This window comes from Streptomyces sp. NPDC045846, from assembly GCF_056431605.1.
The window spans coordinates 1-13,300 of record NZ_JBWKKJ010000009.1; the positions used below are offsets into that span (position 1 = coordinate 1).

Annotated in this window: 9 protein-coding genes, 1 tRNA gene and 1 rRNA gene; 10 read left to right on the forward strand and 1 reads right to left on the reverse strand. The window is 71.2% G+C overall.

Annotated elements, in window-relative coordinates; all coding sequences use genetic code 11:
* Nucleotides 1-75: ribosomal RNA gene (gene rrf / locus AC07F3_RS24895) — 5S ribosomal RNA — on the forward strand; the annotation flags it as partial.
* Between the two features lie 470 nt (nucleotides 76-545).
* Here rrf and AC07F3_RS24900 read toward each other — a convergent pair.
* A tRNA-Arg gene (locus AC07F3_RS24900) sits at nucleotides 546-617 on the reverse strand.
* Between the two features lie 166 nt (nucleotides 618-783).
* Between AC07F3_RS24900 and AC07F3_RS24905 the strand changes: the two genes are divergently transcribed.
* The 9 genes from AC07F3_RS24905 to AC07F3_RS24945 all read left to right on the forward strand — a co-directional run bounded on the left by AC07F3_RS24905 (nucleotide 784) and on the right by AC07F3_RS24945 (nucleotide 13,161).
* Complete coding sequence (locus tag AC07F3_RS24905) at nucleotides 784-1,209, forward strand: response regulator (protein ID WP_479117019.1); 426 nt, start codon at nucleotides 784-786, stop codon at nucleotides 1,207-1,209.
* An 89-nt stretch (nucleotides 1,210-1,298) separates the two neighbouring features.
* Nucleotides 1,299-2,291 carry an ArgS-related anticodon-binding protein NrtL gene (gene nrtL, locus AC07F3_RS24910; protein WP_479116665.1) on the forward strand — a complete coding sequence of 331 codons (993 nt, stop codon included), beginning with the start codon at nucleotides 1,299-1,301 and terminating at the stop codon, nucleotides 2,289-2,291.
* 68 nt (nucleotides 2,292-2,359) lie between these two features.
* The gene (lysA, locus tag AC07F3_RS24915) at nucleotides 2,360-3,751 is read left to right on the forward strand and encodes a diaminopimelate decarboxylase (protein WP_479116666.1); all 1,392 of its coding nucleotides are present in this window, start codon (nucleotides 2,360-2,362) and stop codon (nucleotides 3,749-3,751) included.
* A 98-nt stretch (nucleotides 3,752-3,849) separates the two neighbouring features.
* Nucleotides 3,850-5,142 (forward strand): homoserine dehydrogenase, encoded by a 1,293-nt coding sequence (locus AC07F3_RS24920; RefSeq protein ID WP_479116667.1) that lies wholly within the window; start codon nucleotides 3,850-3,852, stop codon nucleotides 5,140-5,142.
* A 6-nt stretch (nucleotides 5,143-5,148) separates the two neighbouring features.
* The gene (gene thrC, locus AC07F3_RS24925; protein ID WP_100577429.1) at nucleotides 5,149-6,207 is read left to right on the forward strand and encodes a threonine synthase; all 1,059 of its coding nucleotides are present in this window, start codon (nucleotides 5,149-5,151) and stop codon (nucleotides 6,205-6,207) included.
* Nucleotides 6,208-6,475: 268 nt separating this feature from the next.
* The gene (gene thrB, locus AC07F3_RS24930; protein ID WP_114038161.1) at nucleotides 6,476-7,393 is read left to right on the forward strand and encodes a homoserine kinase; all 918 of its coding nucleotides are present in this window, start codon (nucleotides 6,476-6,478) and stop codon (nucleotides 7,391-7,393) included.
* 402 nt (nucleotides 7,394-7,795) lie between these two features.
* Nucleotides 7,796-9,841, forward strand: a complete 2,046-nt coding sequence (rho, locus tag AC07F3_RS24935; protein ID WP_479116668.1) for a transcription termination factor Rho — start codon at nucleotides 7,796-7,798, stop codon at nucleotides 9,839-9,841.
* A gap of 222 nt (nucleotides 9,842-10,063) precedes the next feature.
* Nucleotides 10,064-11,809: a trypsin-like serine protease gene (locus AC07F3_RS24940; RefSeq protein ID WP_479116669.1), complete on the forward strand. Its 1,746-nt coding sequence runs from the start codon at nucleotides 10,064-10,066 to the stop codon at nucleotides 11,807-11,809.
* Nucleotides 11,810-12,051: 242 nt separating this feature from the next.
* Nucleotides 12,052-13,161 carry an LCP family protein gene (locus tag AC07F3_RS24945; RefSeq protein WP_479116670.1) on the forward strand — a complete coding sequence of 370 codons (1,110 nt, stop codon included), beginning with the start codon at nucleotides 12,052-12,054 and terminating at the stop codon, nucleotides 13,159-13,161.
* The last annotated feature ends 139 nt before the right edge of the window (nucleotides 13,162-13,300 follow it).

Sequence of the window (13,300 nt, forward strand, 5' to 3'; positions counted from 1 at the left end):
AACCCGGAAGCTAAGCCTTTCAGCGCCGATGGTACTGCAGGGGGGACCCTGTGGGAGAGTAGGACGCCGCCGAACAAATTGTGGGGAAAGCCCCGTACCAGACCCGTAGGAATACGGGTCCATGGTGCGGGGCTTTTTCGCATGTTCCGAGGTGCTCAGCCCGGCGAGCGTGCCCAGTAGCCAGTAGCACGAGGGGGCCCTAGACCCTCTGAGGCGTCCAGGGCCGTGGGGCTCACGCGTTTCCTGCCAGGGACGCCGTAAGAGGCGCCGTACGAGCCACCAGAGCCCGCCCGGGACACTTGCAGGCGGATCACGTGAAGGAGAGGGCAGGGGAACCTCCCGCTGGGCCTCCAGCCGGAACACCGCGCCCCTGCTCGAAGCCCACGATCGGCATCGCCCCGTACAAGCCCCGCGTACAAAAGGCCCCGCGCAAGGATCTCGCAAGGACCGTACGAGGACCCCGTACAAGGACCCAGCACAAAGAAAAAGACCCCGGCCTCAGCAACTTCGCTGATGGCGGGGTCTTTTCGGCACCTTCTGCAAGGTGCCCCCGGCAGGATTCGAACCTGCGCACACGGCTCCGGAGGCCGTTGCTCTATCCCCTGAGCTACGGGGGCGTCCGCCGCGTTCGGCGGCGACGGGTAGAACCCTACCAGCTCTCCCGGGGTGGCTGTGAACAGGTATTTCCGTCCCTGCCACGGGGCCTGTCGCCCGGGCGGGGTGGAAGTGGGGAAAACCCGGACGCGGTGCCCTCCTCGGACCTAACCTCAAGGTGTGCCAGGCGTGTCCGGCCGGGTTCTTGTTGTCGACGACAACAAGGTCATCCGGCAGCTGATCAGGGTCAACCTCGAGCTGGAGGGCTTCGAGGTCGTGACCGCGGCCGATGGTGCCGAGTGCCTGGAGGTCGTGCACCGGGTCAGGCCCGACGTGGTCACCCTCGACGTGGTGATGCCCCGGCTCGACGGGCTGCGGACGGCCGCGCGGCTGCGTTCGGACCCGCGCACGAGCCGGCTGCCCGTCGCGATCATCAGCGCCTGCACCCAGTACGAGGTGGAGACCGGGCTCGCCGCCGGGGTCGACGCCTTCCTGGCGAAGCCGTTCGAGCCCGCCGAACTGGTCCGTGTCGTACGGCAGTTGCTGCACCGGGAGGCTCCGCCGTCCACCGACGGCAGCAGGGAGCCCGGGCGAGCCGGCAGTACCCGGGGCTGACGCCCTGGCCGGCGGCCCCGCGCCGCCGCCCTGCCCGTATGGCGAAACCGGTTCGCGGAGGGACCCCCCTTCTCCCATACGCTGGTCCCGTGACCCCCGCAGAGCTCTCCCGTACCGTCGTGCGCGTCGTGCGCAGCGCGGTCGACGAGGGTGCCCTCGGAGCCGTCGGTGGTGCCGTGCCCGAGGCCGTCAAGGTCGAGCGGCCCCGGCCCGGGGGCGGTGGCGACTACGCCAGCGGCGTCGCCCTCAAGCTCGCCGCCGCGGCCGGGCTGCCGCCCCGCGAGGTGGCCGAGGTGCTGCGGCGGCGGATCGCCGAGCAGCCCGGGATCGCCCTCGTCGAGATCAGCGGGCCGGGGTTCCTCAACATCACTCTCGACCGGGGCGCCCGGCACGAGGTCGTCCCGCGGGTCCTGGCCGAGGCCACGTCGTACGGCCACGGCGAAGCGCTCCTCGGGCAGGTCCACGACTTCGCGGAGGCTTCCGAGGAGCGGGCCCGGGTCGTCACCGACGTCGTCGTGCGGCTGCTCCGGGCGCAGGGCGCCGTCGCCCGCGTTCTGCCCGCCGGTCAAGGAGGACGGGCGCTCTCGCTGGTCGCCTGCCCCGAGCCGGGGCTAGCCGAGCGCGTCGGGGACGGCGCCGCCCGCTGGGCCATGCTCCGGGCCGCCCGGCACGACCGGCCCCGTACCGACGTCGCGGAACTGCTCGCCCAGCGGGAGGCGAACTCGCTGTTCCGGGTGCGGTACGCGTACTCCCGCAGCCGTGCCCTCACGCGCAACGCCCTCGATCTGGGCTTCCGGGCCGAGGCCGGGCCCGTTGTCGAGGGGGAGGCCCTGCTCGGGCTGCTCGGCGACCACCCCGGAGTACTCGAAGGCGCCGCCCGGCACCAGGCGCCCGATCGGCTGGCGCGGCAGCTCGAAGCCGTGGCCGACGAACTGCTCCGCTTCCAGCACGTGGTGCTGCCGCTCGGTGACGAGAAACCCTCGGCCGCCCACCGTCACCGGCTCGCCCTCGCCGAGGCCGCCGGAGCGGTGCTGGCCGGCGGCCTGTCCCTGCTCGGCATCGACGCCCCCGAGTTTCTGTGACATGCGCGGACATGCCCCGTGGTGCGCGCACATGACCGCAGACGTGTAAGAGAAGAGACGTAGAGAACATGAGCCGATCCGCGCACCCCGCCGGTCCCCGCCACGCCGACGTGCTGACCGAAGGGCACTATTCCGCGCCCCCCGCCGACCTCAACTCCCTTGACCCGAAGGTCTGGTCGAGCACGGTCACCCGCACCGAGGACGGCGAGGTCACCGTCGGCGGGCTCGAAGTGTCGCGGCTCGCCGAGGAGTTCGGCACGCCCGCCTACTTCCTCGACGAGGCCGACTTCCGCGCCCGCTGCCGGGCCTGGGCCGACGCCTTCGGCCGGGACGCCGACGTGTTCTACGCGGGCAAGGCGTTCCTGTCGCGGGCCGTCGTGCGCTGGCTGCACGAGGAGGGGCTCAACCTCGACGTCTGCTCCGGCACCGAGCTCGCCACCGCCCTCGACGCGGGCATGCCCGCCGAGCGCATCGCCTTCCACGGCAACAACAAGAGCGAGGCGGAGATCCGGCGGGCCGTCGAGGCCGGGGTCGGGCGGATCGTGCTCGACTCCTTCCAGGAGATCGTGCGCGTCGCGCACATCGCCCGGGAGCTCGGCAAGGTGCAGAAGGCCTTCATCCGCGTCACCGTCGGCGTCGAGGCCCACACCCACGAGTTCATCGCCACCGCGCACGAGGACCAGAAGTTCGGCATCGCGCTCGCCGGCGGCCAGGCCGCCGAAGCCGTGCGGCGCGCGCTCAAGCTCGACGGGCTCGAACTGACCGGCATCCACTCGCACATCGGCTCGCAGATCTTCGACATGGCCGGTTTCGAGGTGTCCGCCCGCCGCGTCGTGCAGCTGCTCGCCGAGGTGCGCGACGAGCACGGCGTCGAGCTGCCCGAGATCGACCTGGGCGGCGGCCTCGGCATCGCGTACACCTCCGACGACGACCCCCGCGAGCCGCACGAGATCGCCAAGGCCCTCAGCGAGATCGTCACGCGCGAGTGCGACGCCGCCGGGCTGCGCGCGCCGCGCATCTCCGTCGAGCCGGGCCGCGCGATCGTCGGCCCGACCGCGTTCACGCTCTACGAGGTCGGCACGATCAAGCCGCTCGAAGGGCTGCGGACGTACGTGAGCGTGGACGGCGGCATGTCCGACAACATCCGGACCGCGCTGTACGACGCCGAGTACTCGGTGGCGCTCGTCTCGCGGACCTCCGACGCCGAGCCGATGCTGGTCAGGGTGGTCGGCAAGCACTGTGAGAGCGGCGACATCGTGGTTCGTGACGCGTTCCTGCCCGCGGACCTGGCACCAGGTGATCTGATTGCCGTACCCGCGACGGGTGCGTACTGCCGTTCCATGGCGAGCAATTACAACCACGCACTGCGCCCGCCGGTCGTCGCCGTGCGCGACGGATCGGCGCGGGTGATCGTCCGGCGCGAGACGGAGGAAGATCTCCTGCGTCTCGACGTCGGGTAGATGAAATAGTTGTCTCAGGATCCGGACCGGGGGCAGAAACCCCGGTCCGGTGAGTGAGACTGGTTCACATTCCAGGTTTGAACAGGAAACGAGGTCGGATGATGCGTACGCGTCCGCTGAAGGTGGCGCTGCTGGGCTGTGGAGTGGTCGGCTCAGAGGTGGCGCGCATCATGACGACGCACGCCGACGACCTCACGGCGCGCATCGGCGCTCCCGTGGAGCTCGCCGGGGTCGCCGTCCGCCGGCCCTCCAAGGTGCGCGAGGGCATCGACCCCTCGCTGGTCACCACCGACGCCACCGCCCTCGTCAAACGCGGCGACATCGACGTCGTCGTCGAGGTCATCGGCGGCATCGAGCCCGCCCGCACCCTGATCACCACCGCGTTCGAGCACGGCGCCTCCGTCGTCTCCGCGAACAAGGCGCTGCTCGCCCAGGACGGCGCGGCCCTGCACGCCGCCGCCGTCGAGCACGGCCGCGACCTGTACTACGAGGCCGCCGTCGCCGGCGCGATCCCGCTGATCCGGCCGCTGCGCGAGTCCCTCGCGGGCGACAAGGTCAACCGGGTGCTCGGCATCGTCAACGGCACGACCAACTTCATCCTCGACAAGATGGACTCGACGGGCGCCGGCTACCAGGAGGCCCTCGACGAGGCCACCGCGCTCGGCTACGCCGAGGCCGACCCGACCGCCGACGTCGAGGGCTTCGACGCCGCCGCCAAGGCCGCCATCCTCGCCGGGATCGCCTTCCACACCCGGGTCCGCCTCGACGACGTGTACCGCGAGGGCATGACCGAGGTCACCGCCGCCGACTTCGCTTCGGCGCGCCAGATGGGCTGCACCATCAAGCTGCTCGCGATCTGCGAGCGGGCTGCCGACGGCGGCTCGGTGACCGCCCGCGTGCACCCCGCGATGATCCCGCTCGACCATCCGCTGGCCTCCGTGCGCGGGGCGTACAACGCGGTGTTCGTCGAGGCCGAGGCCGCCGGGCAGCTCATGTTCTACGGGCCCGGCGCGGGCGGCGCTCCGACCGCCTCCGCCGTCCTCGGCGACCTGGTCGCGGTGTGCCGCAACAAGCTCGCCGGGGCGACCGGCCCGGGTGAGTCGGCGTACACGCAGCTGCCCGTGAGCCCCATGGGCGACGTCGTGACCCGCTACCACATCAGCCTCGACGTCGCCGACAAGCCGGGTGTGCTCGCCCAGGTGGCGACGGTCTTCGCCGAGCACGGGGTGTCCATCGACACCGTGCGGCAGTCCGGCAAGGACGGCGAGGCCTCCCTCGTCGTCGTCACTCACCGCGCGGCCGACGCGGCCCTCACCGGGACCGTGGACGCCCTGCGCAAGCTCGACACCGTGCGTGGTGTCGCCAGCATCATGCGTGTTGAAGGGGAGTAACCAGCAATGACCCACCAATGGCGCGGAATCATCGAGGAGTACCGGGACCGGCTCCCCGTCTCCGCCACGACGCCGGTCGTCACGCTCCGCGAGGGCGGCACGCCCCTCGTGCCCGCGCAGGTGCTCTCCGAGCGCACGGGCTGCGAGGTGCACCTCAAGGTCGAGGGTGCCAACCCGACGGGTTCCTTCAAGGACCGCGGGATGACGATGGCGATCACCCGGGCGAAGGAGGAGGGCGCCAAGGCGGTCATCTGCGCGTCCACCGGCAACACCTCGGCCTCCGCCGCCGCCTACGCGGTCCGCGCCGGGATGGTCTGCGCGGTGCTCGTGCCGCAGGGCAAGATCGCGCTCGGCAAGATGGGCCAGGCACTCATCCACGGCGCCAAGATCCTCCAGGTCGACGGCAACTTCGACGACTGCCTGACGCTGGCCCGCTCGCTGTCCGACAACTACCCGGTGGCGCTGGTCAATTCGGTCAACCCGGTGCGCATCGAGGGCCAGAAGACCGCCGCGTTCGAGATCGTGGACGCGCTGGGCGACGCCCCCGACATCCACGTCCTCCCCGTGGGCAACGCCGGCAACATCACGGCGTACTGGAAGGGCTACAAGGAGTACGCCGGCGACGGGATCTCCACGCACACCCCGCGCATGTGGGGCTTCCAGGCCTCCGGTTCGGCGCCGATCGTGCGCGGGGAGGTCGTCAAGGACCCCTCGACGATCGCCACCGCGATCCGCATCGGCAACCCGGCCTCGTGGCAGTTCGCCCTGGCCGCGCGGGACGAATCCGGCGGTTTCATCGACGAAGTGACGGACCGTGAGATTCTGCGCGCGTACCGGCTGCTCGCCTCCCAGGAGGGCGTGTTCGTCGAGCCCGCCTCCGCCGCGTCGGTCGCCGGTCTACTCAAGGCCGCCGAGCGCGGTCTCGTCGACCCGGGCCAGAAGATCGTGTGCACGGTGACCGGAAACGGCCTCAAGGACCCCGACTGGGCCGTCGCTGGCGCCCCGCAGCCCGTCACCGTCCCGGTGGACGCGGCGGCCGCCGCCGAGCGCCTCGGCCTGGCGTAGGTCCGTCGCGTATGCGTCCCGCACCGCCGGGACGCGTACGTAAAGCCGGACAAGCCGCACGTAGGGGCACAGGGGGCTCGCGACACGCATCGTGCGCCTCCTGTGCGCCCTATGTCGCCACAGAACCTTCCTTCGATAGGCTGTACCCAACCCGCCCCGCCGCATATGCCGTGGTGCAGTTGCCCACGTGGCCCTCGGGTGTTCCGTACGTCTTCGAAATCTCGCAGCAGACCTCAGCCGCAGCCTCACAAGGAGAGTCATCAGAGCGATGGCCGGTCCCGCCTTCCGCGCCGCCGCCGTACGGGTGCGCGTCCCCGCCACCAGTGCCAACCTCGGCCCGGGCTTCGACTCCCTGGGCCTGTCACTGGGGCTCTACGACGACGTGGTCGTCCGCGTCGCCGACTCCGGCCTGGGCATCGACATCGCGGGTGAGGGCGCGGACACGCTGCCCCGCGACGAGAGCCACCTGCTCGTACGGTCCCTGCGCACCGCGTTCGACCTGCTCGGCGGACAGCCGCGCGGCCTCGAAATCGTCTGCGCCAACCGCATCCCGCACGGCCGCGGCCTCGGCTCGTCCTCCGCCGCCATCTGCGCCGGCATCGTGGCCGCGCGCGCGGTGACCATAGGCGGCGACGCCCGGCTCGACGACGCGGCCCTGCTGGAGCTCGCGACCGAGATCGAGGGACACCCCGACAACGTGGCCGCCTGTCTGCTCGGCGGGTTCACGCTGTCCTGGATGGACGGGGGAGCGGCCCGCGCGATCAGGATGGACCCCGCGGATTCCATCGTTCCGGTGGTCTTCGTGCCCGGCAAGGCGGTCCTGACGGAGACGGCCCGCGGGCTGCTGCCGCGTACCGTCCCGCACGTCGACGCCGCGGCCAACGCCGGCCGGGCGGCCCTGCTCGTGGAGGCCCTGACCAGGCGGCCCGAGCTGCTGCTCGCGGGTACCGAGGACCGGCTCCACCAGGAGTACCGCGCGCCGGCGATGCCGGAGAGCGTGGCACTGGTCAACCGGCTGCGCGCGGACGGCGTCCCCGCAGTCATCTCCGGCGCGGGGCCCACGGTGCTCGCGCTGGTCGAGGACGGTGCGGCCGACAAGGTCGCACGCCTGGCGGGGGAGGGGTGGGCCGCCAATCGGCTCAGTCTCGACGCCGCGGGTGCGAGCGTCCTGCCGCTCGGGTCGTAGGCGCGGGCGCAGGGAGCACGGCTTGCCGGTGAACGAGAGGGGGAATGTTTGTTGGATCCGGTAGTGTTAACCTCAAGTCTGCATCGGTCGTCTTCGTGGCGCGGTGCTTCGTGTCCCCTTCAGGGACCGCCATTCTTCCGAGAGCCTCCCCAACTGCCTGTGCAGCCTGCCTGAGCAGTTTCGAGCACGCTCCGGAACCGGCACGACACCCCACGCTTTTCCCAGCAGGGGCCGAGTAGGGGGACCTCGGGCCGGAACCCACGCACGTTTATCTCTCCGCCGTACGCGGCGGACCACCGCCCCGGCACGATCCGTGGTCGCCAAGATCACAGGCCGCAGCCGGACAGCACAACCGGTCGCCGAGCCAGACAGGCCGACGTCCGCTCCAGGGAAGGACCCTTCGTGAGCGACACCACCGATCTGATGGGCGTGAGTGCCGACAGCTCTGTCGACAACGCCGCGCCCGCCGCAGGTGCTGCCTCTGGCACCACCGCACGGCGCCGCCGCTCCGGCACCGGCCTCGACGGCATGGTCCTGGCCGAGCTGCAGCAGGTCGCGTCCGGCCTCGGCATCAGGGGCACCGCGCGCATGCGCAAGAGCCAGCTGATCGAGGTCATCAAGGAGGCGCAGGCCGGAGGCGGTTCCGCGGGCAAGAGCGCCGCGCCGTCCGCCGACGCCGAGGCCAAGCCGAAGCGCCGCGCCACCTCCAAGGCCCGTACGGGCGAGGAGGCCGCCGCGCCCGCCGAGAAGCAGCCCGCGCAGCAGCAGATCGACATCCCGGGCCAGCCGTCCGCCAAGGTCTCCGACCAGACGGCCGGTGACGAGCAGCCCGCGGGCGAGCGTCGCCGCCGCCGTGCCACCGCCCCGTCCGGCAGCCCCGAGACCGCCGCGGCGGCCGTCGAGACCGCCACCAAGACGGAGGCCAAGGCCGAGGTCAGGACCGACGCCCAGCCCGAGGCGAAGGCGGCCGAGGCCGTCGAGACCGCCGAGGGCCGCCGGGACCGCCGTGACCGCGGTGAGCGGGGCGACCGCGGAGACCGCCGGGACCGCCAGCGCGGTGAGCGGGGCGACCGCGGGGACCGTGGCGACCGCGGCGACCGCCGTGGCAAGGGCGACGACCAGCAGGGCGGCCAGCGCCAGCAGCGCCAGGGCGGCCAGCAGCAGGGCCAGCAGCAGAACAACGGCCCGCAGGACGACTTCGACGACGACGGCAGCCGCCGTGGCCGGCGCGGACGCTACCGCGACCGCCGTGGCCGCCGTGGTGGCCGTGAAGAGTTCGGCGCCGAGCCGCAGGTCGCCGACGACGACGTCCTGATCCCCGTCGCGGGCATCCTGGACATCCTCGACAACTACGCGTTCATCCGGACGTCCGGCTACCTGCCGGGCCCGAACGACGTGTACGTCTCGCTCGCCCAGGTCCGCAAGAACGGGCTGCGCAAGGGTGACCACGTCACTGGCGCCGTCCGCCAGCCCAAGGACGGCGAGCGCCGCGAGAAGTTCAACGCGCTGGTGCGCCTGGACTCCTCCAACGGCATGGCCGCCGACTCGGGCCGCGGCCGCCCGGAGTTCAACAAGCTGACCCCGCTGTACCCCCAGGACCGGCTCCGTCTGGAGACCGACCCGGGCGTGCTGACCACGCGGATCATCGACCTCGTGTCGCCGATCGGCAAGGGCCAGCGAGGCCTGATCGTGGCCCCGCCGAAGACCGGCAAGACCATGATCATGCAGGCGATCGCCAACGCGATCACCCACAACAACCCCGAGTGCCACCTGATGGTCGTCCTGGTCGACGAGCGTCCGGAAGAGGTCACCGACATGCAGCGGTCGGTGAAGGGCGAAGTCATCTCCTCGACCTTCGACCGTCCCGCCGAGGACCACACCACCGTCGCCGAGCTGGCCATCGAGCGCGCCAAGCGTCTCGTCGAGCTCGGTCACGACGTGGTCGTGCTGCTCGACTCGATCACCCGTCTGGGCCGTGCGTACAACCTGGCGGCCCCGGCCTCCGGCCGCATCCTGTCCGGTGGTGTCGACTCGACCGCGCTCTACCCGCCGAAGCGCTTCTTCGGTGCGGCGCGCAACATCGAGGACGGCGGCTCGCTGACCATCCTCGCCACCGCGCTCGTGGAGACCGGCTCGCGCATGGACGAGGTGATCTTCGAGGAGTTCAAGGGCACCGGCAACATGGAGCTCAAGCTCGACCGCAAGCTCGCCGACAAGCGCATCTTCCCGGCGGTGGACGTGGACGCGTCCGGCACCCGCAAGGAAGAGATCCTGCTCGGCAGCGACGAGCTCGCGGTTGTCTGGAAGCTGCGCCGGGTGCTGCACGCGCTCGACCAGCAGCAGGCCATCGAGCTGCTCCTCGACAAGATGAAGCAGACCAAGTCGAACGCCGAGTTCCTGCTCCAGATCCAGAAGACGACTCCGGGTCCGGGCAACGGCAACGACTAGCAATTCCGGCTCCACCGGGGCCACTTGAGAGCGCCCCCGTCATTTCGGTGACGGGGGCGTTTTTTGCGCAGTAGTATCAGCGGGCCGTAAGTGGGGGGAACGTATTACGGATACGCCACTGAGCTGCTGAGCTCTGCCCTGGGCAACCGCCGGGCAGGGCTTTCTGTTTTCTGGCGCCCGCACTCCCCTGCGCATTTACGGGTCAACCCATGGGGAGATCGAATGACATCTGGCAGGCGGAGGGTGCGCAATGCCCTCCCTGCGGCGACCGCCGTACTCGCACTGGGATCGATGGCCCTCGCGGCCGCACCGGCCCAGGCATCCCAAGCTCCACCGCTGCCCGGCAAGCACGGCGTCCAGGCGCCGCAGGCCCCGGCCTCCCAAGCAGAACTGAAGGCCCGGCTCAAGAGCGCAACAGGCCATTTCTCTCCAGCCGCAGCGCAGAGCCCCGCGCCCAGCGCGTCCAAGACGCCGGCCGGCCAGGACCCGAAGATCATCGGCGGTACGCCCGCCGCGGTCGGCGAGGCTCCCTGGATGGTCCAGCTCTTCTACAACGACCCGGTGACCAACCAGGGCGTCTTCTGCGGCGGCACCCTGGTGGCGCCCGGCAAGGTGCTCACCGCCGCCCACTGCGTGGCGGGCCGGGACTGGACGAAGAACGGCGTCGTCCTGGGCGGCACCGTCCAGTACCCGCTCAACGGTGACGTGCACGGCGGACAGCTCGTCAACGTGGCCCGCCAGTGGTCGAACCCCGCGTTCGACACGGGCACCCTCACCGGGGACGTGGCCGTGCTGACGCTGGCCGCGCCGCTGCCCTACCAGACGCTCCAGCCGGCCGCGTCCGACGAGAGCGTCGCCTACCAGCCGGGCACCCCGGCCACGGTGTACGGCTGGGGCCGCACCAGCTCCACCAGCCAGGACGTCTCGATGTCGCTGCTCAAGGCGACGATCCCGGTCCAGTCCGACGCCACCTGCGCCGCGTACTACAACCAGGCGCCCGAGAACTCCTTCGTGCCGGGGCAGATGGCCTGCGCGGGGAACCCGGCGAGCGGCGCCGACGCGGGCACCGTCTCGCCGTGCAACGGTGACTCCGGCGGCCCGCTCGTCGTGGGCAACCGCATCGTGGGCGTGGTGTCCTGGGGCCGCGACAACTGCGTGGCGGCGGGCTCGTACAGCGTCTACTCGAAGCTCAGCACCCTCGCCGGGCTCGTCGAGCCCCGCGTCGACGACACCGACCTGAACTTCGACGGGCGCGCCGACCTCTTCGCGCGCAACGACAGCACCGGTGAGGGCTTCGCGTACTACTCGCAGGGCATCACCATCGGCAACCGCTACTCGCTGGGCGACTGGCGCGGCTACGACCTGGTCCGCCAGACCGACCTCGACCGGGACCAGCGCCAGGACTTCGTCCTGCGCACCACCGGCGGGCACCTGGACTGGTACCACTACAGCGCCGCCGCGAACGCCTTCGTCAACCAGGACCTGGGCGGCGGCTGGGGCGCGATGAAGTCGATCGTGCTGCCGGGCGACCTCAACGGCGACACCCTGACCGACCTCCTGGCGGTCGACACCAGCGGGCAGCTGTGGCTCTACCCCGGCAACGGCGACGGGACCTTCGGCAACCGCTCGGCCCTCGGCGGCGGCTGGGGCTCGATGGTCCTGGTGGGCAAGGGCGACTACACCGGCGACGGCAAGGCCGACCTGCTGGCCCAGGACACCTCCGGCAGGCTGTGGCTCTACCCGGGCACCGGCCGCGGCGCCTTCGGCAACCGCTCGCTCGCGGGCTCGGCGGGCTGGACGTTCCCGGCGTACGCCGCCACCGGCGACGTCGACGGGGACGGCAAGGCCGACCTCTTCGCGCGGGACAGCGCGGGCGTGCTCTGGCTCTACCCGGGCAACGGCCGCGGCGCCTTCGGCGACCGCTACCAGATCGGCGGGGGCTGGAACGGCTACAGCCTCATCGGCTGAGGCGTTCGACACACGCGCCACGCTCGCGGCGGCTGCGGACACCGTACGTAGCCGCCGCGAACCCGCAGGTGGGAGCGGTGGGCCCGGCCCCGACTTGCGGGCCGGGCCCGATGCGCTCTTATGGCCTTCTTAGAACCCTGTGCAACCCTTCTTGGTGCTTCGACGTCTGACGAGTGTCGACAATCCGTGCCTGTATGCCAGGGCAGGGGGTAATCGGAGGAGCACCGAGAACTGAGGAGACCATGGCCGAGCAGGGGACACGCAGCAGCCGAATACGCGGGGCGGGCAAGCGCCGCAAGCAGCCCAGCACGCGCCGTCGCGCGGTGCGCATAGCCGCCTGGAGCGCGGCCGGTGTGGTGCTGGTCGGCGGGGCCGGCCTCGGTTACGTGTACTTCAAGCTCAACGGCAACCTCAAGGGCGTCGACATCAACGCCCAGCTCGGCACCGACCGCCCGCAGAACGTCGACAACGGCTCGATGGACATCCTGGTCCTCGGCTCGGACTCGCGGGCCGGCGCCAACAAGGAGTACGGCTCGGACGAGGGCGGCGCCCGGTCCGACACGGCGATGGTCATCCACGTCTACCAGGGCCACAAGACCGCCAGCGTCGTCTCCATCCCGCGCGACACCCTGATCACCCGCCCCTCCTGCGTCGCCCCGGACGGCAAGACCGACCCGGGCGGCAAGCGCCAGATGTTCAACACGGCGTACGAGGTCGGCGGCCCGGCGTGTGCGGTCAAGACGGTCGAGCAGATGTCCGGCATCCGCATGGACCACTACCTCGAGGTCGACTTCACCGGCTTCAAGAAGCTCATCGACCAGCTCGGCGGGGTGCCCGTCACCACGAACAAGCCGATCAAGGACGACAAGAGCCACCTCGACCTCCCGGCCGGCCGGCACACCCTCAACGGCGAGCAGGCGCTCGGCCTCGTACGGACCCGGCACGGTGTGGTCGGCGACGGCAGCGACCTCGGCCGCATCCAGCTCCAGCAGGCCTTCATCAAGGCGCTGATCGGCCAGGTCAAGAGCGTGGGCGTGTTCAGCAACCCGGCCAAGCTGTACGGGCTCGCCGACGCCGCGACCAAGGCGATCACCACCGACTCGGACCTGAGCTCGATCAACTCGCTGATCGGCTTCGCCAACGGCCTCAAGGGCCTGGACGCCGGGAACGTCAAGATGATCACGCTGCCGGTGCAGTACGACAAGCTCGACTCCAACCGCGTCAGCCCGCTGGAGGCGCAGTCCCGCCAGGTCTGGGACGCCCTCGCCAAGGACCAGCCGATCCCGGCGTCCGCGACCGCCGACTCGGCGGGCGACAAGGGCACCGCGGGCGGCTACGTGGCCCCGCAGTAGGGGCCCGCACGGCGGTCCGGGGCGGGTGCGGCCGGGCGTCGGCGGCTCGCGGACGGCCCGGGAATAGATGCGCGTCCACCCCGGTTTTGGGAGATGCGGCCAGTCCTGGCAGACTGGTACGTCGGCCCCGGTTCACGTA

Coding starts and splice junctions, on each gene's coding strand:
- lysA (WP_479116666.1), top strand. CDS start 2,360: ATGAGCCGATCCGCGCACCCCGCCGGTCCCCGCCACGCCGACGTGCTG.
- AC07F3_RS24920 (WP_479116667.1), top strand. CDS start 3,850: ATGATGCGTACGCGTCCGCTGAAGGTGGCGCTGCTGGGCTGTGGAGTG.
- thrC (WP_100577429.1), top strand. CDS start 5,149: ATGACCCACCAATGGCGCGGAATCATCGAGGAGTACCGGGACCGGCTC.
- thrB (WP_114038161.1), top strand. CDS start 6,476: ATGGCCGGTCCCGCCTTCCGCGCCGCCGCCGTACGGGTGCGCGTCCCC.
- AC07F3_RS24940 (WP_479116669.1), top strand. CDS start 10,064: ATGACATCTGGCAGGCGGAGGGTGCGCAATGCCCTCCCTGCGGCGACC.
- AC07F3_RS24945 (WP_479116670.1), top strand. CDS start 12,052: ATGGCCGAGCAGGGGACACGCAGCAGCCGAATACGCGGGGCGGGCAAG.